The organism is Marinobacter sp. 2_MG-2023, from assembly GCF_030546935.1.
GTDB lineage: Bacteria > Pseudomonadota > Gammaproteobacteria > Pseudomonadales > Oleiphilaceae > Marinobacter.
The window spans coordinates 308,632-327,986 of record NZ_JAUOPH010000003.1; the positions used below are offsets into that span (position 1 = coordinate 308,632).

A 19,355-nucleotide genomic window follows, 5' to 3' on the forward strand; every position below is an offset into this window, starting at 1 on the left:
TTCAAAAACCACTCCTGCATCTTGAAGGGAAGTTCTAGAGTAGATCTCCCTAGTTTGTTGGCGACGACCTGTCCGCCTGGTAGCCTGGTCTAGATCGACTTCAGGCTAATTAGTCGCAAGGGAACTATTCAATGCAGGATACGCTGAGTTATTACGACAGCAATGCCGATGACTTTGTCGAGTCTACGTTTGAGGTCAGCATGGAAGACCTTTACCGAGAGTTCTTGCCACAAATTCCCGAAGGTGGACATATTCTCGACGCCGGTTGTGGTTCTGGTCGAGATGCTTTGTTTTTCAAAAAGAATGGCTACCGCGTTTCTGCTTTCGATGGCTCAAAAGCTATTACTTCTCTTGCCTGCCAAAAGACCGGGTTGCCAATTCAGAACAGGTCCTTTTCAGACGTACAAGAATCCATCACGTATGACGGCATCTGGGCTTGTGCCAGCCTTTTGCATTTGCCTCTCGTTGAACTACCCAGAGCTATTGAACAGCTGTGGAAAGCCCTGAAACCGGATGGCGTTTTCTACATGAGTTTCAAGATTGGCCAGGGGGAGCGTGACCACAATGGTCGGCACTTTACTGATGCTGACGAGTCGATTGCCGAACAGTGGATTCAGGATCTGACAGACTTTGAAGCTTGCCAGATGTGGCGCACTGATGATCAGCGTCCTGATAGGAATGAGCAGTGGTTGAACATTCTTCTGACCAAGGCGCCCGCTTCCCACCAAAAGCTGACGACGGGCGGGAAAGAACATCATTTTCTACCTAAGCTATGCCAGGCAATTAAAGCTGCTGATCAGGTAGATATGGCGGTAGCTTTTGTTAAAACCACCGGTTTAAATCTCTTGTTCCCGGATTTGGTGAGCGCGCTGCAACGAACTCCTGACCCAACTCGTATCCGCATTCTCACCAGTGATTATTTGGACATTACCGACACAGAGGCCCTTCGGAAGCTTGTTCTGTTGCATGACCATGGAGCTCAGGTGCGTGTCTATCAGAGCAAAGGGAGTAGCTTTCATTTGAAAGCTTACCTTTTCGCTGGCCATGTTGAGAATCAGCAAATGTGGGGTCGGGCGTTTATCGGCTCCAGCAATATCAGCCGTCAAGCCCTTCAGGACGGGTTGGAATGGAATTATCAGGTGGATTTCCCGCCCGACTCTGGATACCTCGAGGCTGCCAGCAGGTTCGATGAACTGTTTCAGCACCCCAATGTTGTGCCTCTAACTGACAACTGGATCGATGAGTACGAGAAACGGAGGAAACCACCAGAACAGTCACTGGAACCGGGTAGTGATGAGACGCAGGAAGTTCCAGCACCCAACGAAGTGCAAAAGGAAGCGCTAGAGGCACTGGATCTGACCCGCGTAGAAGGCTACCGAAGAGGGTTGGTCGTGTTAGCAACTGGTTTAGGTAAAACCTGGCTATCAGCCTTTGATGCCGTTCAAATGGGCGCCCGTCGGATTCTTTTTGTCGCCCATCGCGAAGAAATCCTTTATCAAGCGGCCGAGACCTATTTGCGGATCAAGCCAAATAGCCGCGTTGGCTTTTACATGGGTAAGCAGCGCGATCGAACAGTCGACATCCTTTGTGCTTCGATACAAACACTTGGCAAAGAAGTCCATCTGGAACGATTCGATCCCCGGCATTTCGATTATATTGTTGTCGATGAATTCCACCACGCGGCAGCGCCCGTATATCATCGACTCTTGAGTTACTTTGCGCCGCAATTTCTCCTGGGATTAACGGCAACCCCAGACCGGACAGACCGCTCGGATATCCTGTCGCTGTGTGACGACAACTTGGTTTTCGAATACCCGTTGTTTGAGGGCGTCAGGGGTCAATTTCTGGTGCCCTTCCATTACTACGGTATCTACGACGAGACGGTCGATTACACCGAAATACCCTGGCGTAACGGGAAGTTTGACCCCAATTTGCTCGCCAATAAGTTGGCTACTTATGGGCGCGCCAAACACGTGTTCAAGGTATGGAGTGAACAGAAGCAAACCCGGACCTTGGCCTTTTGTGTTTCACGCGTCCATGCCGATTTTATGGCCAGCCAGTTTGTGAAAAAAGGAATCAAGGCGGCAGCCGTTCACGGTGAATCTGAAATGTCTCGTGGCGAGGCCTTGGAGAGCTTGGAAAACGGTCAACTCGAAGTCATTTTTTCTGTCGACCTATTCAACGAAGGTGTCGATCTGCCCGCAATTGATACAGTGCTGCTATTACGTCCGACGGAGTCCAAGATTCTGTTTCTCCAACAAATTGGCAGGGGATTACGGAAAAGCTTGGCTACCGGGAAAGACAAGCTTGTGATTCTGGATTTTGTGGGTAACCACCAGAGTTTCCTACACAAACCTCAGGCGTTGATTGGACAGGCGATGAATCACCGACAGTTAGCGGAGTTCGCCAGGAAAGCCGAAAAAAATCAGTTGGACCTGCCAGACGGCTGCTTTATCAACTACGATCTGGAGGTGATCGACTTCCTCAAAGCTCTTGATCATCAGGGCGCTGAAAAAGACTATCAGGTATTGAAAGATACATTGGGTCGTCGTCCAACGCTTACCGAGTACTATCATTTCGGTGCCAGCATCACTAAAACCCGCAAGTTGCACGGAAGCTGGTTTGGATTGGTTCGTGACATGGACGATCTCATCGATATTGAGACAGAGATTTTGTCCCGTTACGAAGCATTTTTGCTGGAAGTTGAAACCACGGCCATGAGCAAATCATTCAAAATGATATTGCTAGACGCGTTCCAACAGCTAGGCGGTTGGCGTAGACCACCAAAGCTCTCGAAACTGGCCCAAGCATCCTGGGAGACACTGAAGCGCCGACCAAGGCTATATCAAGAAATTGCTGCTTCAGTGAAGGGCGTTGATGGTTCCTCTGCGCAATGGCAGCAATACTGGAAGAAGAACCCTGTCGATCATTGGACCAATAAGTCTCCAGCCGTTTTTGAGATTGAGAACGATCAATTTAAGCCAGTAGTTGGACTGGAGGGTGATCAGGTACCTACTTTCGAGGAGATGGTGCAGGAGTTAATTGATTACCGCCTTGCGTCCTACGAAGCACGGCAGTCTTCCAAGCAAGAGCCGTCTTCGTATGAAAATGTAGTCCCGCTTACGCCTTCTGGAACGGAGTTGCCTTACTTCCCATCCTTGAAGATTGCTTGTGGCCACTTCAGAAGCAGTAACGCTGAAGAACCGGATTACAGGTCTATCGGATTGGGACACGGGCGAATAGAGCCAAATCGTCATTTCATCGCCAGAGCATCGGGTAACTCTATGAATGGCGGAAAGCAGCCGATTCACGATGGTGATTATCTGTTGCTTGAGCAGATCAACCCAAACCAAGCTGGATCGATCACAGGGAAAACGCTCGCGATTGAACGGATGGATGAGGCCGGCGACACACAATATCTTCTCCGGACGGTTCGTAAATCCCCCGTAGGTGAATATCGGCTCGAAGCTGCTAACCCAGAGTATGAAGACATTATTGTCACTCCCGTGCTTCTCGAACAGTTTCGAACGTTCGCACGCTTTTGCGAGATTATAGATCCATTGGAGATGGCTGTTGGGCAGGAAATCCCGAGAGAGGAGATTCCGGAGTTGTTCGGAGCGACGTTTAATCCTGGCAATTGGCAAAGCGGTCATGTTTTTCTCAAAGATGCCAATGCCCACATTTTGTTGGTGACGTTAAACAAGCAGGGCAAAGGCGTCCAGCACCGCTATGTTGATCATTGGATTGATGAGCACACATTTCATTGGCAGAGCCAGAACTCGGCTACGCCCCAGAGCAAACGAGGGCGGGAGTTGATCAGCCACAAAGAGCTCGGGCTCTCAGTGCACTTATTTGTCCGCGACAATAAGCTGCGCAATGGCAAAGCTGCCCCCTTCACTTATTTCGGCCCCGTTGAATATCAAAGCCATGAGGGAAGTAAGCCAATGAGCGTGAAATTACGGCTTAGATCGACGGATTAAAACACCATGACTGTAGTTATTACCTGTCAATGGCAATGGTTGAATCCGTCGTCGTAAAAGTTAGATCAGTTTTTCACTGCAACTTGAAGATCACGCAGCGAGAATTTAAACCTGAAAGCGCGAGGATAGACCTCGGGCTTGAAGGCAAGTATTAAAGGAAACATCATGCTTAAACGACAGGCAGCGCTAGTTATCGCACTGTGCTCAATGTTCTTATCGGCAACCACCATGGCGACAGAAGAAGCGGAATACACAGTACTCCTGAAGGACGACAATCTGGAAGTTCGTCAGTATGAGCCGCAGATTGTTGCAGAGACGGTCGTTGATACGGAATTTGAAGACGCGGGCAGTGAAGCTTTTGGTCGTTTGTTTAAATACATTTCCGGCAATAACCAATCCCAAGCGGAAATCGCCATGACCGCGCCTGTTGGCCAGGTGGCTGAGAGCCAGAAAATCGACATGACGGCGCCGGTCGGGCAGACCCAGGTTGATGGTAAATGGGTAGTGAGTTTCATGATGCCCAGTTCGTTTACGATGGGCAGCATACCGAAACCCAACGATGAACGGATCGCTTTACGTTCTGTGCCGGAACAGACGATGGCAGCCATTCGCTACTCCGGTCTTTGGAGTGAATCAGGTTACCAAAAGAACAAGTCCAGGCTGGAAAGGTGGATTGGTGAAAAGGGGTACATCGCAGCTGGAGCGCCGGTATGGGCCCGTTATAACGCGCCGTTCATTCCATGGTTTCTGAGACGGAACGAGGTGTTGATACCCGTAGAACAGGCGCAATGAGACCTTGGATAATGATTCGAAAATAAACGAACTCAAACCACCAGGATGATGCCATGCCGCAATCGCCCCTTCCCCAATCCCTGAAACTCCCTTTCGTTCGATCTGAGTTCTATTATTTAGCGAGCGAACCTGGGTTCGCCCGCTAAGATAACCTCAGCGCTCTACTACCACCCGAACCACCTTGTTATATTGGCGATGGTCAAATTCACCCGTGGGCTCACCATTTCCATCCGTTATGGGGAAAACATACCGCGGCGTCATGACGACTTCATAGCCATAGTCGCCACTGGGGCGAACGTCCACCTCAAGGAAACCATAGTGCTTGCCGCCATCAATAAGTTGGTTTCCGTTCCACATCTCCGGTACGTCGCCGTGAACGCTCCAGTGTGTTTCCTGGGCCTCGGCCGGCAATTGATCAAAAGGGACGTATGTAGTGGTCGGCGGGTATCCAGGCCCTCTCAGGCCATCACCTGCGAAGCCGACATCCCAGTAATGGACTCCGTTTATGCGAACATACTCCAGTAACTCATCATGTCCGGATAGCACGGCTGTCACGCCGTAACGTTCGAAGAGTTCTTTATAAGCCCGCATCGGAACACCCGATTGACTGTCTTCACCGTTGGCGATGCCTGCGCTTCCTGATGGCAAGCTGTGTACACCTGTACCAAATGCTGTGTGGTGGAATTGAACAAAGATTATCTGGCCTTGCGCTTGTGCATCTGCAAGTTCACGTATAGCCCAGTTCCATTGTTCGCTACCTGGATTGAAGTCGGGAACGCGAGACTCTACTCCATTAATCATCAGGTTAGTGTCTTGGCTTGGGTCATCATCATTGCCGTTGGAGGAATCGAGTGAGATCAAGGTCACAGGGCCATAGTCAGCGCGATAGTAGCGTTTCTCATAACGCTCATCCGTAGCGTAATTAGTCGGCAGATCCCAGTAAGTGTTCCATTTGTCATAGGACAACATGGATGCCTGGGCGTTATATCCCGGAGCCTCCGGGTGCCAGTAGTTTTCATGGTTGCCGAGGGTAGGGAAGATGGGTGTTGTAGATGCCAGAGTGCCCCATTCGCCAGCACTGTGGCGCCAGAACTCGTCCCAGTCCAGCTGCCGCCCGCCCTTTTCGACCAGATCACCAGCAATGACCCAAAAGTCCGGGCCACGTGTTGCAGCGTACCCAAGGTTTGCTTTGTATCCCTCTGTTTGATCAACAGGGTATTGCCGGGTATAGGTATCAGGGTCGGTTCCTAGCTTTTCCCCGCCAACTGCCAATGCATTCGCTGTCCAGCGTACGGTTTTCTGTGTCGACTCAGGTTCGGTTTCCATGTCTGACATGGCAATGAAGCGAACCGCCTCTCGACTGCCAGTCATAGGCGCTGTTTTGAATTCCGACGCAAATGTGTCAGCGCCCGGTTGATCTACAGAGTATTGATAGCTGGTTTCCGGTGTGAGTTGGGTAACCCTGACAGAATGCTTGTAATTCGGGGCGGGAGCAGCCCCCTCAGTAGCATAGGAATGAATACTGCTAAAGTTTTGATCACCGTGTATGTATTCGATCTCAGAGGCACCATAGGTAAGGCTGTCTGCCAACTCGGGATTTGAAGCAAACTCACCAATTCCATTAACGGCCAGGGTTCCTGGCTTGTCGGAATCACTAAACCAGGTCACGGTCATTTCTGTTGGAGCGGGATTTTGCAAATACGGTAGAGCGTAGTAGCGGCTGTCTGCTACCACTGATGGCTCATCATTTTCAGATGAGTCAGGAGTAGGTGATTCGTTTGAGTCTGAGGACGAACCTGATCCGTTAAAACAACCAGTTAAAGAGGTAATAGCCAAAGCTAACGCTAATTTCGGGTATAAGGGAGACATTCGATTGTTTTCCTACGGTTTTGAGACGTTGTGACAGACTGAAAACTGTAGCGTGCGAGTATGTCTCTGAAGTGACTAATCTGTTACAGGTTATGTAATTGTAAAATTTAAGGTTTCGGGCAATATTCAGGGCCATAGGTCAGAACTGAGCCGGAAGTTGGCATTCTTGTTTTTCGGGACGCTTGGTCCGGTAGCCTGGTTCTTAAACGTAAATTCAAACGGCTAATCGAGAGGTTTCGACATGCCCGGCAGCAATGCCCCTACACCAATAAGCAGCTACACCCGAAAAGTCTGGATCGCCGTAAGCATTAGTGCGGTTATGGCGGGCGCTTTGATTCTGCTCTGGCATGGTTTTCAGGTTCTGTTGCTGATTTTCGCCGGACTTCTGTTGGGCACTTTTTTATTGGTTCCGGCTGGTTGGTTATGCAGCCATAGCTTTCTGTCGCGCGGGTGGTCTCTGTCAGCTGTGATTCTCTCGATAGCAGGTTTGTTGGCCTTGTTGGGAATGCAGTTTGCAAGCGGGGTGAACGAGCAGTTTGAACAGCTCGCTAAGATTTTGCCGGATTCCGTTTCGGAATTAAAAGAGCAGTTTCGTAAGTGGCCTATGGGTACTCAGATTATTGAGCGGTTCAGTCAGGAGGGTGCAGCAGATAGTCTCTTCGGCCAGTGGTTTTCCAAGGTTTCGTTATTCCTCTCGTCCACATTGAGTATTTTCCTGGATCTTTTTTTTGTTGTTTTCATAGCTCTGTTCTTTGCCTTCGAACCAGGCACCTATCGATCGGGATTGCTTTCTCTTATCCCGCCGCGCCAACGCGCTACAGTTACAACGCTTACTACAGAAATTAGCCAGCGCCTATATTGGTGGTTATTAGGACGCCTTCTATCAATGACTGTGGTCGGTGTGGCCACAGGCATGGGGCTATGGTTGTTGGGGGTGCCCATGGTGCTCTCACTTGCGCTGCTGGCAGCATTGCTGGTGTCGATCCCTAACTTAGGGCCAATACTGGCGGCGATCCCTGCGTTACTGGTGGCGCTTCCGGATGGCCAGTTCTTGCCTGTATTGGTGCTTTACTTGGCTGTACAGGCGGTGGAAAGCAACATGATAACGCCGCTTGTAGACCGCAGATCAGTGAAGCTTCCTCCCGCGTTGCTGCTGTCAGCTCAGATTATTATGGGTTTGACTGCAGGGATTCTTGGCCTGGTTCTCGCGGCACCTTTAACGGTGTTGGGGATGGTTGTTGTCAAGCGGCTATATGTTGATACCCGAGTCGAGCAATAGGCCGACGTTTGTTCTTTACAGGAATTTAACTATATTTAACATATTGGGCCCCGACCTTCGCCTCTGCCCGAATTGCAGAAGGGGAGCCGTATTGGATGATGCAGCTACAGTCGCTCTGATAGGAGATAACGCTATGGAAGTTGAAGGACCTGATCACGAGGCGTTGGCTAAAGATTTCCTGCGACTTTCGCCAGAAGCTATGAAAGCGAAATATCCTGAGGACGAAGAGGTTCAGGGCGCTCTTGCTCAAATCATGCTGGTTCGCGAGCGGCTTCACACCGAAGAAGGGGCCTCGGCCAATTACGAGATGATTGAAACAGCTTTAATGAAACGTATCGCGTTGAACTTGGCACAGGGGCTGCCTGTCCTTGTACCAGACATTGACGAACATTGCCGCGAGATCTCCGCAAAGAACTAGTCTCGAAGTCCTCGAAACCTATCACTTGATGTCTTGCCATGACGCGGAGACCTCACCATTACTGGAGGGTAATTTGGTCAACGTGAGGGCCTTTGTTAGGTTGGGGCTGACGTAGTTCACCGGGGCGATGCCCTCGGTTGCTGATCACGTCTACCGAGCGTTGCGCCTTTGAAGCGTCTTCGCTTTGGCCGACCACACGAAAAGCTTCATAAAGGAGTACGACAATGCGTAAGTTTACTACTCGTGCAATGGGCGTCTCGCTGCTGGCAGGTGGAGTGGCATTGAGTCTTTCGGCGGTTGCCGCAGAAGGGCTTTACACTATGGATGAGCTAAGCGATGCCGATGTTTTCGATAGCACCGGCGAAGAGATTGGTGAGGTCGAGGATATTCTGTTGAGTGACGATATGTCACTGCACTCACTCGTTATAGAAACCGGTGAAGTACTTGGCTTGGGGGGCAGAGAAGTCATTGCAGAGCGTGGCACTTTTACTGTTGCGACAGCCCCTGGCAACGCCGATTTTGGCAGCGTTGAGTATGAAGTTCATGTGGAAATGACCCAGAATGAACTTAAAGAACTGCCTGAGTATGACCAGGACTGGTGGAACCAGACAAGCCAGAGTTTGCAGCAGGCTTGGGAAAACACCAAGGACGTCAGTGAGAATGCTTGGCAAAACACCAAAGAGGCCACTTCTTCAGCTTGGTATAACGTCAAGCAAGGCGTAGAAGAGATGGGTAATGAAGCCGGGCAGGCGACTGAGTAAGATGTTCCTCATGGGGGCGCCCGGTAGGGCGCTTCCCACATAGCTCCCCTCTATATCTTCAAGTGCGTCCAGGTACAGCGCAAATAATCTGCATACTCTTCTGTTTGTGGGCGGCCTCTAGCGCTGCGGAAGCGACGTGAACGATTTCAGCTTCGTTCAGCGCCAGGAAATTCATTCTCTGGGTTGCTGCTTGCCACTTTGGTGAGATAATCCTCGGCCGGTGGTTTATCCTAGGCACCAAATTTTGCCTGGCTGTGACCGGGCGTGTGCCAACCTCAAAGGAATTTCCTGATGAGCAACCTTCCGAATCTCACCGATGCTTTGTTAACCCTCGAAGACCGGGTTGCGGTGCTGACCCTCAATCGCCACGACCTGCGCAATGCGTTGACCGGTTCTCACCTGATTGACGACATCGTCACCACGGCCGACTGGGTCAATCATTGCGACGATGTGTCTGTACTGGTTATCACCGGAGCCGGTTCTGCCTTCAGTGCAGGCGGTAACGTTCGCGATATGGCGGAGCGGGGCGGTGATTTCGCCGGCGATGTGGCCGAGTGCGCGGACCGCTACCGCAAAGGTATTCAGCAGATTCCGTTGGCCTTGCAGGGCGTGGAAGTTCCCGTTATTGCTGCAGTGAACGGTCCAGCCATCGGTGCCGGCTTTGATCTGGCTAACATGGCCGATATTCGTATCGCTTCGGAGAAGGCCAAATTTGGTGAAACCTTCCTGAACCTGGGCATTATCCCGGGCGACGGCGGTGCCTGGCTCATGCAGCGCCTGATTGGTTATCAGCGTGCCTTCGAACTTACGCTGACCGGCCGCATTGTGGAGGCGAGTGAAGCCAAAGAATTGGGCTTGGTTCTGGAGGTGGTGCCGGCTGATGAGCTGATGCCTACCGTGATGACTATGGCAAAACGTATTGCCAGCCAGCCCCCGAAGGCGACCCGCCTGACCAAACGCCTGATGAAGATGGCTCAGCGTATGGAACTGAAGGACTTTCTGGACCTCTGCGCTGTGTTTCAGGGAATGTCTCACAACGAGCCGGAGCACCTGGATGCGGTAAACCGGATGTTGGAATCCATGGCGAAGAGGTGAGGGCACCCCATGAGTGAAGCACTGTTTCTGCGTGATAAAGAACTGTATGTGCCTACGCCCGAGTGCTGTAGTCCCTGGAGCCCCCAACATCTGCACGGTGGGCCGGTGGTAGGCTTGATGGCCCATGCGGTGGAGCAGGCATCGGATAGCGGGCATCTGAACCTGACAAGGCTTACGGTGGATCTGCTTCGTCCGGCTCCCAATTCACCCTTGGCGATCTCCACCCGGCTGGTGCGTGGCGGTAAACGACTCCAGATTATGGAAGCGTCGTTGTTGGCGGGTGATACTGAAGTGGCCCGGGCAAGCGCACTATTCCTTGAGAACAACCCGGTCTCGGTGCCGGAATACGGTCGCTTTCCTGAACCAGAATTTGATCCTCCTTCCGGGCCCGTTGAGGAAAATATTTCTGAGGCCGCCGGCTGGCAGAATCAGTATAGTCCTGAGGGTTTGCACAGCACGGCAAAGGCGGTAGTTATCGACGGTGTAAATGGCAAGGGCCACGGGATAGCCTGGATGAAACTACCGATGCCGCTGGTGCAGGGCGTGCAGATGAGCCCTTCTGTTATGGCGGCCACGCTCTGCGATTTTGGTAACGGCGTTGGTCAACTCAATCTGGATAGTGAAACTGGCTGCATCAACGCCGACGTCACCCTCTACCTTCACCGGAGCCCGGTTGGCGAATGGCTGGGGCTGGATGCCCGCAGCCGTATGCAGAATACCGGTGTCGGTCTGGTGGAAACGACCCTCTTCGACAGTCAGGGCCCGGTAGGCAAAATCCTGCAGGCGATCATCAGCATGAAGATGCCCGGCTCAGGAGGCTAGGCTCAGCGACGCACCGGCGACGCAGTATTCTGCAGGGGTACCTCGGTGCTGGTCTTTTCCAATAGTGTTGACTCAGAAGTCGTCTATGCCCAATATACTGTATATATAGCCAGTTGTTGGCGTGTAGCTTGCCTCTTGCCAGCAGCTTGGTTGCCTTTGTCGTGGAAATCCGGAGGAAGTGATGATGGCACAAGCTTCGGTGTCTTTTATAACAGTGCGACGCCGGTTCGACTTCAGGAGCATCGAAGTCGGGAACTGGGTAACGCCGGAAGAGCGCGACAGAGCAGCTGGCCGCTTCTATCGGGCGCTCAGCGATCTGTTACTCATTCTTCGGGGCCCGGAAGCACTTGTTTCCCTGCGAGGCTCGCTGGGACTTCAGTACGGAATTGGTGGCAGGCCCGGCGTCGCCGCACACTATATTCCCGCTACCCGGCAACTGGCTCTAGCGAAGAATGCGGGGGCAGGGAGCCTTGCCCATGAATGGTTTCATGCGTTCGACCACTATATGGGAAGCAAAGCGTTTCGCAGCTCTGGCAAGCATGGCTTTGCATCCGCGGCCTGGCTGGATAGCGCGGACCAGAAAGAGCATCCGCTTATTGAGCTACTGGGCAGGTGTTTTCGAACGATTATGTTGAATGAAGATGGCACCCAGCCCAGTACGCTGTTTCTGCGCTCAAAGCAGGCTGATCAGCAACGTAATGTATTGTATTACGCGCAACCTGAAGAGCTCTGTGCCAGGGCTTTCGAAGCGTTTGTAGAAGACAGTGAGCCCGGCAACAGCTTTCTGGTGCGTGGAACACGCCACTCAGAGGAAGCCAGGGCCGGGCTCTACCCAACAGGCAAACACCGGCAGGATATCAATGCCGCTTTTTCGCAGTATTTCGCGAGCCTGGGGCGTGCTCTCTTTCGAGAACAAGCAAGAGCGGGTTAATGAGTTTGTACGCCTGATGCTGGCATCAAACCCGGCGATGCTGCTCAAGATACCTTGCGGCATCATTTCGCAGTGGCAGGTTCATCGCACCGTAAAGGTGCCTGCGCTCATACCCCAAGTCGGAGAGAACATCGTCTTTCTCTGCCAGAAGTGACATAGCCATCCGCCGAAACTGCTGGCGCCGGGTATAGCTCCTCATCCAGGGCAGAATATTCAGCCCGTTTATCTGGTCGTTGCTTTTGATGCTCAGCATTGTCTTCACCCGTATTCTGACCTTCCTGAGTTGGTGGCATTCGAGTGGGCGAAACTGCCCCTCAAGTGCACTGTTACCGAAAGGATGGAGCTTCAATTAGATTCAATCAAACGAAAAGAATTTAACTCTGCGTTCAAATATGCTTAAGTCATATTTGCGTCCAGTTAGGAGTCAGGGTGATCACGTGGCAATACCGTTGCTCGACAATGAGGTACTCAGGTCCTTCGTAGCGATTTGCGAGTGCGGTACCTTCACCGGTGCCGCGAAGTTGGTGCACCGAACCCCCTCGGCACTCAGCATGCAAATCAAGCAGTTGGAACAGAATCTTGGCAAATGCCTGTTTATTCGCGAACCGCGGCAGGTACGCCTGACAGCGGAAGGCGAAGCGCTTCTGGACTATAGCCGTCGATTGTTGCGGTTGAATGAAGAGGCGGTTCAGTATTTTCTCTCACCATCACTTGAAGGCAAGGTCGGTATCGGAACATCAGACGATGTTGGTACCCGCATCCTGCCCGAGGTACTCGCCCAGTTTGCACGCTCATATCCCGCAGTGTTGGTGGATGTGGTTGTGGGATCGAGTAAACAAAATCTCGCCCGGCTGGATTCTGGAGAGCTGGATCTGGCACTGGTTACCGTAGCGGATGAAGTCAGGGATATTCGCGGCGAGGTTGTTTATGAAGAACCTTTGGCCTGGGCAGGACTGGAGGAGGGCTCCGCGTTTCTGCGCACGCCCTTGCCGGTAGCAGTGGCGCACGAAGGTTGCTCCTGGCGGCGAATGACATTGCGGGCCCTCGATAGCGCCGCAAAGCCTTATCGGATTGCCTACACCTGTGAACATTGCTCTGGTCAGGAAGCTGCTATGGTGGCTGATCTCGCCGTTGCACCCTTCCCGAAGAGCCTTGTGCGCCCGCCATTGAAGGAAATAGTCAACCAGGGTTTACCCGAGATAGGCTCCTACCAGCTGGCCCTTGTGCGTAAAGGCTCCAATGAGCTGAACGATGCCTTGGCACTCCATGTGAAAGATGCGTTTCGGAGCCTGCAAGACAGTTAAAGCACGATGGCTGGACTTATACCCGGCGCCAGCTTATGGTTTTTAAACGTGAAGCGCGGGTTTGCCATTTGTACGCTTTGCAGTTTTTGATCGCCATGATCACCAGTCGGTGATTTTATTACTTTACCTTTTATCGGGACACGCCAGGCCACTGATGTTCATTACGCTGCTCGTCTGTACTTTTGCCATAGCTATAGCGACCGCTCTGCCTCTTTGGCACAACCCACATTGGAGTGTTCGGAGCTTCGACTTTCCGCGCCTTCAGTTGGCTTTTCTTGCAGCTCTTTTGTTGATCGTCCAGTTGCTGCTCCTTGACCTGTCTCGGCCTGCAAGCTGGGGGCTGGTGATCATCACAGGGCTTTCACTGGCGGCACAGCTCTGGTGGATCCTGCCATACACTGCGATCTGGCCAAAAGAGGTAAAAGATGCGCGGGCCGAAGACCCTGAACGGACTTTGACCATACTTACCTCGAATGTACTGACCCCTAACCGCAACGCCCCGGCACTTTTAAAACTCGTTGAGCAGCACCAGCCCGATATTCTTGTCACGCTGGAATCAGATCAGTGGTGGGAGGAACAGCTTGCGGCTCTCGAAAAGGAAATGCCTTATACCATCAAGTGCCCGCTGGATAACCTGTATGGCATGCATGTGTTCTCGCGGTTACCGTTGCACGAGTCTGAGGTTTGCTTTCTGATAGAGGAAAAAGTGCCCTCCATGCACGCTCTGGTTGAGCTTCGGTCGGGCGACTGTGTGAGAGTGCACTTTGTGCATCCTGCGCCGCCCAGCCCTACAGAAAACGACGAATCAACAGAGCGGGATGCAGAACTTGTGATCGTAGGTCGCAGTGTTGCCGACAGTGACGAGCCTGTCATCGTAACCGGTGACCTGAATGACGTGGCCTGGTCGCCGACGACTCGCCTGTTCCGTAAAGTGAGCGGATTGCTTGATCCAAGGGTAGGCCGAGGGTTTTACAGCACGTTTCACGCAGATTATTGGCCATTACGATGGCCACTTGACCACCTGTTCCACAGTGATCACTTTACGCTTGTCTCCATTACCCGTTTGCCGTCGATAGGCTCGGACCACTTCCCGTTTCTCACCCGAGTAAAACTGGCTCCGGTTCGCGGGCAAGACCAGGAACCACTTCGACCAGACGGTGAGGACCACAGCCGGGCAGAAGACATCGTTCGGGATCAGAGCGCGAGCAAACACGATGTGCCCGAGCCGGGTGAATAACACGCGTCATGCCAAAACAGCTGGCACCAATACCGCCGTAACCAGAAGGACCCTCCCCATGAAAAAATACTGCCTGCTGGCGATTGCCGTTGCAGCTACACCCTTGATGGCTCAGGCGGAGATCACAGCTGCAACCTTGTATCCTTCTCATGCGGAGCTTACCTGGGAGGAAAGCGAACAGGTGAGTTCTGGTGCAGGAACCTTTGAGGTTGAGGGTTTGCCAGTCAGTCTCCAGGATCAGAGTTTGCAGGTTGTGCTTGAGGGCGTGTCGGGATCACAGATCCGGCAGGTACAGGTTAGCCGCGTGGAACAGGCTGAATTCGTTGCTGGGGAGTCCCGACGTATCCGTGATGAGTTAGCGGCTGTTAGCCTGAGAATTCAGGAACAGGAAGACTCGATCCGGGCGTGGAGCCAGCAAGTTACCCTCATGAGCAAAGCTGCGGAGTCTCCCCACGAACTGTCTGCTTCAGAGCTGAACGACATGGCTGCTACGTTGAAAGATACAACACAGAATGCGCTGGCGGAGATACGGCGAATCCGGGTGAAACTGGCCGACGATATCGCCATCAGAGACCGTTTATCGAGGGAGCTTGCTCAGGTTAAACAGAGCGCCAAGGCAACCAAAAAAGTTTCAATTCGATATCAGGCTCCCACGGCCGGCGAACTGCAGGTAAAACTCAGGTTTCAGACGACCGAAGCCAGTTGGCGGAGTGAATACACTGCGCGCCTGAAAAGCCGGCTGGCAGGCGGATCTGGTGGCGAGGTGATGCTGGAGCACCTAGCCGTTGTGCAGCAGGCAACCGGAACCGATTGGCAGGGTGTTGAGCTGCAACTTGCAACCGCAAACGCTCGCAGGGGAATTGCTATGCCGCCTCTGTATTCCTGGGTTGTGAATCCTGAGCCGCCCCAGGTTTATCGCTCAAAGGCGTTGGCGCCTATGGCTGAAATGCAGGCCGATTCACTTATGGAGAGCTCGGCTGTTGTGGAGCGCCAAAGCACGTTTACTCAAAGCTATCGGCTGCAACAACCGGTTGATGTTCCCAGTGGCGCTGCGGGCCAGCGGCTTTCGGTTGCGGAGCACCGGGTTCCGGTTGAAGTTGCAATCTGGACAGCGCCTGTCCAGAACACCACCGGATATGTGCATGCGACGGGCACTTTTCAGTCTGAGGCACCCATACCAGCTGGGCGGGTAACCCTTTATCGGGATGGCCAGAGTGTGGGCGAAAGCAGGCTTCCGGAGCTTACCAGTGGCGAAGAGCTGACGCTCGGCTTCGGTGTCGATGAGGGTATCCGGGTTGCTGTGGTTAATGAACTTGAACGCACAGGAGAGGAGGGCGTATGGAAAAGCGAGAATGTCCAGCGTCGACAAAACCGGTTCGAGATCACCAACCATCACTCGGAGCCCGTACAGGTTCGGATTTTTGACCGGCTACCTGTATCGCAGAAGGATACTCTGACCGTTAAGCCACTGGAAATCAGTGAGCCAGTGGAGCGGGGCGTTGATGACAAGAAGGGCGTCCTGGCCTGGAATCGCGAAGTACCTGCCGGTCAGACGGTCTTTGTGAAATCAGGGTTCGAGATTCGGGTTCCGGAGGGAACCGCGCTGCCGAGATTGTAATTGCGGAACGTGTTGCTTTGTCTGTACTCACTTGGTGATGGCTATACATAGTGGCAGGCACAGCAAATACGCCTACTTGGGATAACCGGTGATGTCCCGAATCTTCTGATACAGCGGTTGTAGCTGAGGGTACATACGTAAGTAAACCTCGGAATAGAGCCTCTCATAAAGACCTTGGGCTTCCGGATCAGGCTGGAATACGTCGCCAACCCGGGTCATCGCCGCCACCGCGGTATCAAAATCCGGGTGCAGGCCAAGGCCAACGGCGGCATCAATCGCCGCTCCCAGCCCGGAGGTTTCATAGGTGTGGGGGCGCTCGGCCGGCAAGCCGAATACATCCGCGGTTAACTGCATGGCGGCGTCGCTCTGGGAGCCGCCGCCGGCAACCCTGAGCTTGCGGATTTTTATTCCGCTGCGCTTTTCGATTTTTTCTTTGCCTTCCCTGAGGCCGTAAGCCAGGCCTTCCAGAATAGCTCGATAGATATGCGAGCGAGTGTGAACATCGCCAAAACCTATGATGGAGCCTTTTGCTTCCGGCCCGGGCTGGCGTATGCCGGGTGACCAGTAGGGCTGCAGCATCAGGCCCATGGAGCCGGCTGGTACGGCTTTGACCAGTTCATCAAACAGTTCTTCCGGCTCGATGCCCCGCTTTTTGGCGATTTCTCGTTCCCGCAAGCCGAACTCTCGCTTGAACCAGCTCACCATCCAGAAGCCCCGGTAAATCATCACTTCAGTGGAGTAGTGCCCGGGCAGGGCGGAAGGATAGGGCGGCATAAAGCGCACCGGTTCCACATAGCGCTTGTTGGTGGCATTTATCGTCGCGGTCGTGCCATAACTCATGCAGCCTATATCCGGCGTCAAACCGCCGGAGCCGAGTATTTCACAGGCTTTATCAGAGGCGGCAGCAATTACAGGCAGTCCTTTTCGAAGGCCCAGATGGCTGGCGGCCTGAGAGGTAAGGTGGCCCAGAGGGGAGCCAGGGCTGACCAGTTCCGGTAGCATGGCTGGTTTTACCGGCATGGTTTGCCATTTGAAATCCCGGGGGCCGGCCCAGCGGTGCTTTTTGTAATCAAACGGCAAATAGCCCACCTGGCTGCCGGTGGAATCCCGGAATTCGCCGGTTAAGCGGTAATTCAGGTAGCCAGACAGCAAAACAAAATGTCGGGTTTTCTCCCAGATCTCTGGCTGGTTCTGGGCAATCCAGTTGGCCTGGGTGTTCTCGCGAAAGCGGTTGATCGTCGCTTCAAGCCGTGCCAGTTTGAGAGCCCAGCCCCAGGGGCCTTTAATCGGCCCATCAATGTGGGCGTGTCGTTGATCCAGCCAGATAATCGCCGGGCGCAGAGGTTTCCCTTTTTCATCAAGGTTGATCACCGTGCCGCGCTGGGTTGTTAGGGTAACGCCCACAACTCTGTCTGGCTTGACGTTTGTGGATTCCCAAAGCTGTTCACAAGCCTTGCCAAGGTTATCCCAGAAATATTCCGGGTGCTGTTCGGCCCACCCCGGTTGATCTGAGAAGTACGGCTGAATCTCCTGTCTGCCTTTGGCGACCAGATTGCCCTGGGTATCGAAAAGCAGGGCGCGTATGCTCTGGGTGCCGTTATCAATGGCAAGGATGAGAGGGTCAGCCGACATATGTCTGCTTCCTGCGGGTCGGAAGCGAATAGGCCTCGTTCCATAGGGCAAGGTACCGGGTCTCTTCGGTTTGCCAGTGTTCATCACTCCAGTTGAGTATGTTCTGACAGTGTTGCCGGATTATTGGCAGCAGCGCTTTACCGCCTTCTGGGGCTATCAGCCCAAGCCGGGTGCGGCGTAGCATCAGGTCATCGAGGTGTTTTACATCTTCATGTTTGCAGGCCCACACAACTTCGGCCCACAGCAATTCACCCGGAACGGTGCAAGAAACCGCATCATCGCTAACGGGTGCCGTGGGCCCGGCCTGCAGAACCGCGTATAGATCCGAACCGTAAAAACCCGTGAGCCGCTGCCAGTTTTGATGGCTTATGTGTTGGGGCCGTCGTGAGGCGGTCGCTGGTTTGAAAACCGGATCCTTCTCCGGTCGCAAACGTTCTGCGCCTCCAAGCCCTCTGGCAAGTGCTTCCCTTGCTATCAGCCGGAAGGTGGTCAGTTTTCCGCCTGCGATGCTGATCAATCCTTTATCTTCACGAAACTCATGCTCACGGCTTTCTTTCGATGGAGCCTTGGGGCCGGTCGTAGTTTGGGCGCCAGTGACGACTGGGCGGACGCCCGCCCAGGTGGAAAGAATGTCGCCTCGGGACACCGCTGCTCCGGGAAACAGGCTGTTAGAGACTCTCAATAGATAGTCAACTTCCTCCTCGGCGATTCGCGGCTCCTTGTCGAGACTGTCTGTGTGATCCAGGTCTGTGGTTCCAAGTACGGTTGTGCCAGCCCAGGGGAATGCGAAAACCGGGCGTTTATCATCCGGGTGGAACAATGAAACAGAACAGGAAACCGGGAGCTTGCGCCAGGGGAGAACCAGGTGACTGCCGCGTAATGGCCGGATCGTCATCGGCTTTTCATCGCCGCCGCGTTGCTGAAGCTGGTCAGCCCAAACGCCGGTGGCATTGATAATCAGCGGCGAATTAACCGTGAAAGTCGCGGCGTCATCTTCGGCCTTCAGCTCAAGCCCTCTGACCTGGCCGTCCTTCCGTAGAACCTTCTGTGCTTTAACGTAATTAAGACACCAGGATCCATCTTGCCGGGCCTCGGTGATGACTCGTTGTACCAGTCTGGCGTCATCGGTTACAGCATCCATGAAGCCGCTGGCACCAGTTAGTTTCACGGTGTTCAGCCCGGGTATCCATTGCATGGTCTGGCCGGGTGTCAGGAACTGGCGCGAATGGGTGCGGGATATTCTGTCGTAAATCCTGAGTAATATCTGAAACAGCCTTGGCCCGGGAAACTGACGCTGAAAGTGCGGCATCATAAAGCGCAATGGCTCTATTAGCCCGGGTGCTTCTGCCATGAGGCGCTGGCGTTCGGTTACTGCATCGCGGGTCAGCCTGTATTGCCCACTGCCGAGGTAACGCAGGCCGCCGTGTACCATTTTCGAGGATCGGCTGGAGGTTCCCCAGGCAAAGTCTTTTTGCTCAATCAACAGCGTTCTCAGTCCGCTACCAGCGGCCTCTCGGGCTATACCGGCGCCGGTAATGCCGCCGCCAACCACAACAACGTCGAACGTATGAGTGCTGTTTCGTAGCTCATCAAGCAGTGTGTCCCGACCCTTCATTT

General features: G+C 53.3%; 15 protein-coding genes. 11 read left to right on the top strand and 4 right to left on the bottom strand.

Annotation, left to right across the window (positions count from 1 at the left end):
- Positions 1 to 131 precede the first annotated feature (131 nt).
- Positions 132 to 3,980, top strand: coding sequence for a DUF3427 domain-containing protein (locus Q4501_RS08755; protein WP_303595836.1), 3,849 nt, complete (start codon positions 132 to 134; stop codon positions 3,978 to 3,980).
- Between the two features lie 165 nt (positions 3,981 to 4,145).
- Positions 4,146 to 4,772, top strand: coding sequence for a heme-binding protein (locus Q4501_RS08760; RefSeq protein ID WP_303595837.1), 627 nt, complete (start codon positions 4,146 to 4,148; stop codon positions 4,770 to 4,772).
- 153 nt (positions 4,773 to 4,925) lie between these two features.
- Here the strand turns inward: Q4501_RS08760 and Q4501_RS08765 are convergent, their stop codons facing one another.
- Positions 4,926 to 6,641: an FN3 domain-containing metallophosphoesterase family protein gene (locus Q4501_RS08765; RefSeq protein ID WP_303595838.1), complete on the bottom strand. Its 1,716-nt coding sequence runs from the start codon at positions 6,639 to 6,641 to the stop codon at positions 4,926 to 4,928.
- Between the two features lie 241 nt (positions 6,642 to 6,882).
- Between Q4501_RS08765 and Q4501_RS08770 the strand changes: the two genes are divergently transcribed.
- From Q4501_RS08770 to Q4501_RS08795, 6 genes are all read left to right on the top strand, one after another.
- Positions 6,883 to 7,920 carry an AI-2E family transporter gene (locus Q4501_RS08770; protein WP_303595839.1) on the top strand — a complete coding sequence of 346 codons (1,038 nt, stop codon included), beginning with the start codon at positions 6,883 to 6,885 and terminating at the stop codon, positions 7,918 to 7,920.
- 133 nt (positions 7,921 to 8,053) lie between these two features.
- Positions 8,054 to 8,338, top strand: coding sequence for a hypothetical protein (locus Q4501_RS08775; RefSeq protein ID WP_303595840.1), 285 nt, complete (start codon positions 8,054 to 8,056; stop codon positions 8,336 to 8,338).
- 224 nt (positions 8,339 to 8,562) lie between these two features.
- Positions 8,563 to 9,099 carry a PRC-barrel domain-containing protein gene (locus tag Q4501_RS08780; protein ID WP_303595841.1) on the top strand — a complete coding sequence of 179 codons (537 nt, stop codon included), beginning with the start codon at positions 8,563 to 8,565 and terminating at the stop codon, positions 9,097 to 9,099.
- 291 nt (positions 9,100 to 9,390) lie between these two features.
- Positions 9,391 to 10,194 carry an enoyl-CoA hydratase-related protein gene (locus tag Q4501_RS08785; RefSeq protein ID WP_303595842.1) on the top strand — a complete coding sequence of 268 codons (804 nt, stop codon included), beginning with the start codon at positions 9,391 to 9,393 and terminating at the stop codon, positions 10,192 to 10,194.
- A 9-nt stretch (positions 10,195 to 10,203) separates the two neighbouring features.
- Positions 10,204 to 11,016, top strand: a complete 813-nt coding sequence (locus tag Q4501_RS08790; RefSeq protein ID WP_303595843.1) for a thioesterase family protein — start codon at positions 10,204 to 10,206, stop codon at positions 11,014 to 11,016.
- A gap of 181 nt (positions 11,017 to 11,197) precedes the next feature.
- On the top strand, positions 11,198 to 11,947 hold the full coding sequence (locus Q4501_RS08795) for a CLCA_X family protein (RefSeq protein WP_303595844.1): 750 nt from the start codon (positions 11,198 to 11,200) through the stop codon (positions 11,945 to 11,947).
- Between the two features lie 25 nt (positions 11,948 to 11,972).
- Here the strand turns inward: Q4501_RS08795 and Q4501_RS08800 are convergent, their stop codons facing one another.
- Positions 11,973 to 12,200, bottom strand: a complete 228-nt coding sequence (locus Q4501_RS08800; RefSeq protein ID WP_303595845.1) for a hypothetical protein — start codon at positions 12,198 to 12,200, stop codon at positions 11,973 to 11,975.
- A gap of 184 nt (positions 12,201 to 12,384) precedes the next feature.
- On the opposite strand from Q4501_RS08800, the gene Q4501_RS08805 reads away from it, so the two are divergent.
- The 3 genes from Q4501_RS08805 (at position 12,385) to Q4501_RS08815 (ending at position 16,106) form a co-directional block, all read left to right on the top strand.
- Positions 12,385 to 13,251, top strand: a complete 867-nt coding sequence (locus Q4501_RS08805; protein ID WP_303595846.1) for a LysR substrate-binding domain-containing protein — start codon at positions 12,385 to 12,387, stop codon at positions 13,249 to 13,251.
- A 154-nt stretch (positions 13,252 to 13,405) separates the two neighbouring features.
- On the top strand, positions 13,406 to 14,488 hold the full coding sequence (locus Q4501_RS08810; protein ID WP_303595847.1) for an endonuclease/exonuclease/phosphatase family protein: 1,083 nt from the start codon (positions 13,406 to 13,408) through the stop codon (positions 14,486 to 14,488).
- 58 nt (positions 14,489 to 14,546) lie between these two features.
- Positions 14,547 to 16,106, top strand: a complete 1,560-nt coding sequence (locus tag Q4501_RS08815; protein ID WP_303595848.1) for a DUF4139 domain-containing protein — start codon at positions 14,547 to 14,549, stop codon at positions 16,104 to 16,106.
- 72 nt (positions 16,107 to 16,178) lie between these two features.
- Here the strand turns inward: Q4501_RS08815 and Q4501_RS08820 are convergent, their stop codons facing one another.
- Positions 16,179 to 17,738, bottom strand: a complete 1,560-nt coding sequence (locus tag Q4501_RS08820) for an FGGY-family carbohydrate kinase (protein WP_303595849.1) — start codon at positions 17,736 to 17,738, stop codon at positions 16,179 to 16,181.
- Positions 17,728 to 19,353 carry a glycerol-3-phosphate dehydrogenase/oxidase gene (locus Q4501_RS08825; RefSeq protein ID WP_303595850.1) on the bottom strand — a complete coding sequence of 542 codons (1,626 nt, stop codon included), beginning with the start codon at positions 19,351 to 19,353 and terminating at the stop codon, positions 17,728 to 17,730. The genes Q4501_RS08820 and Q4501_RS08825 overlap by 11 nt, the downstream gene beginning before the upstream one ends.
- Positions 19,354 to 19,355: the final 2 nt, after the last annotated feature.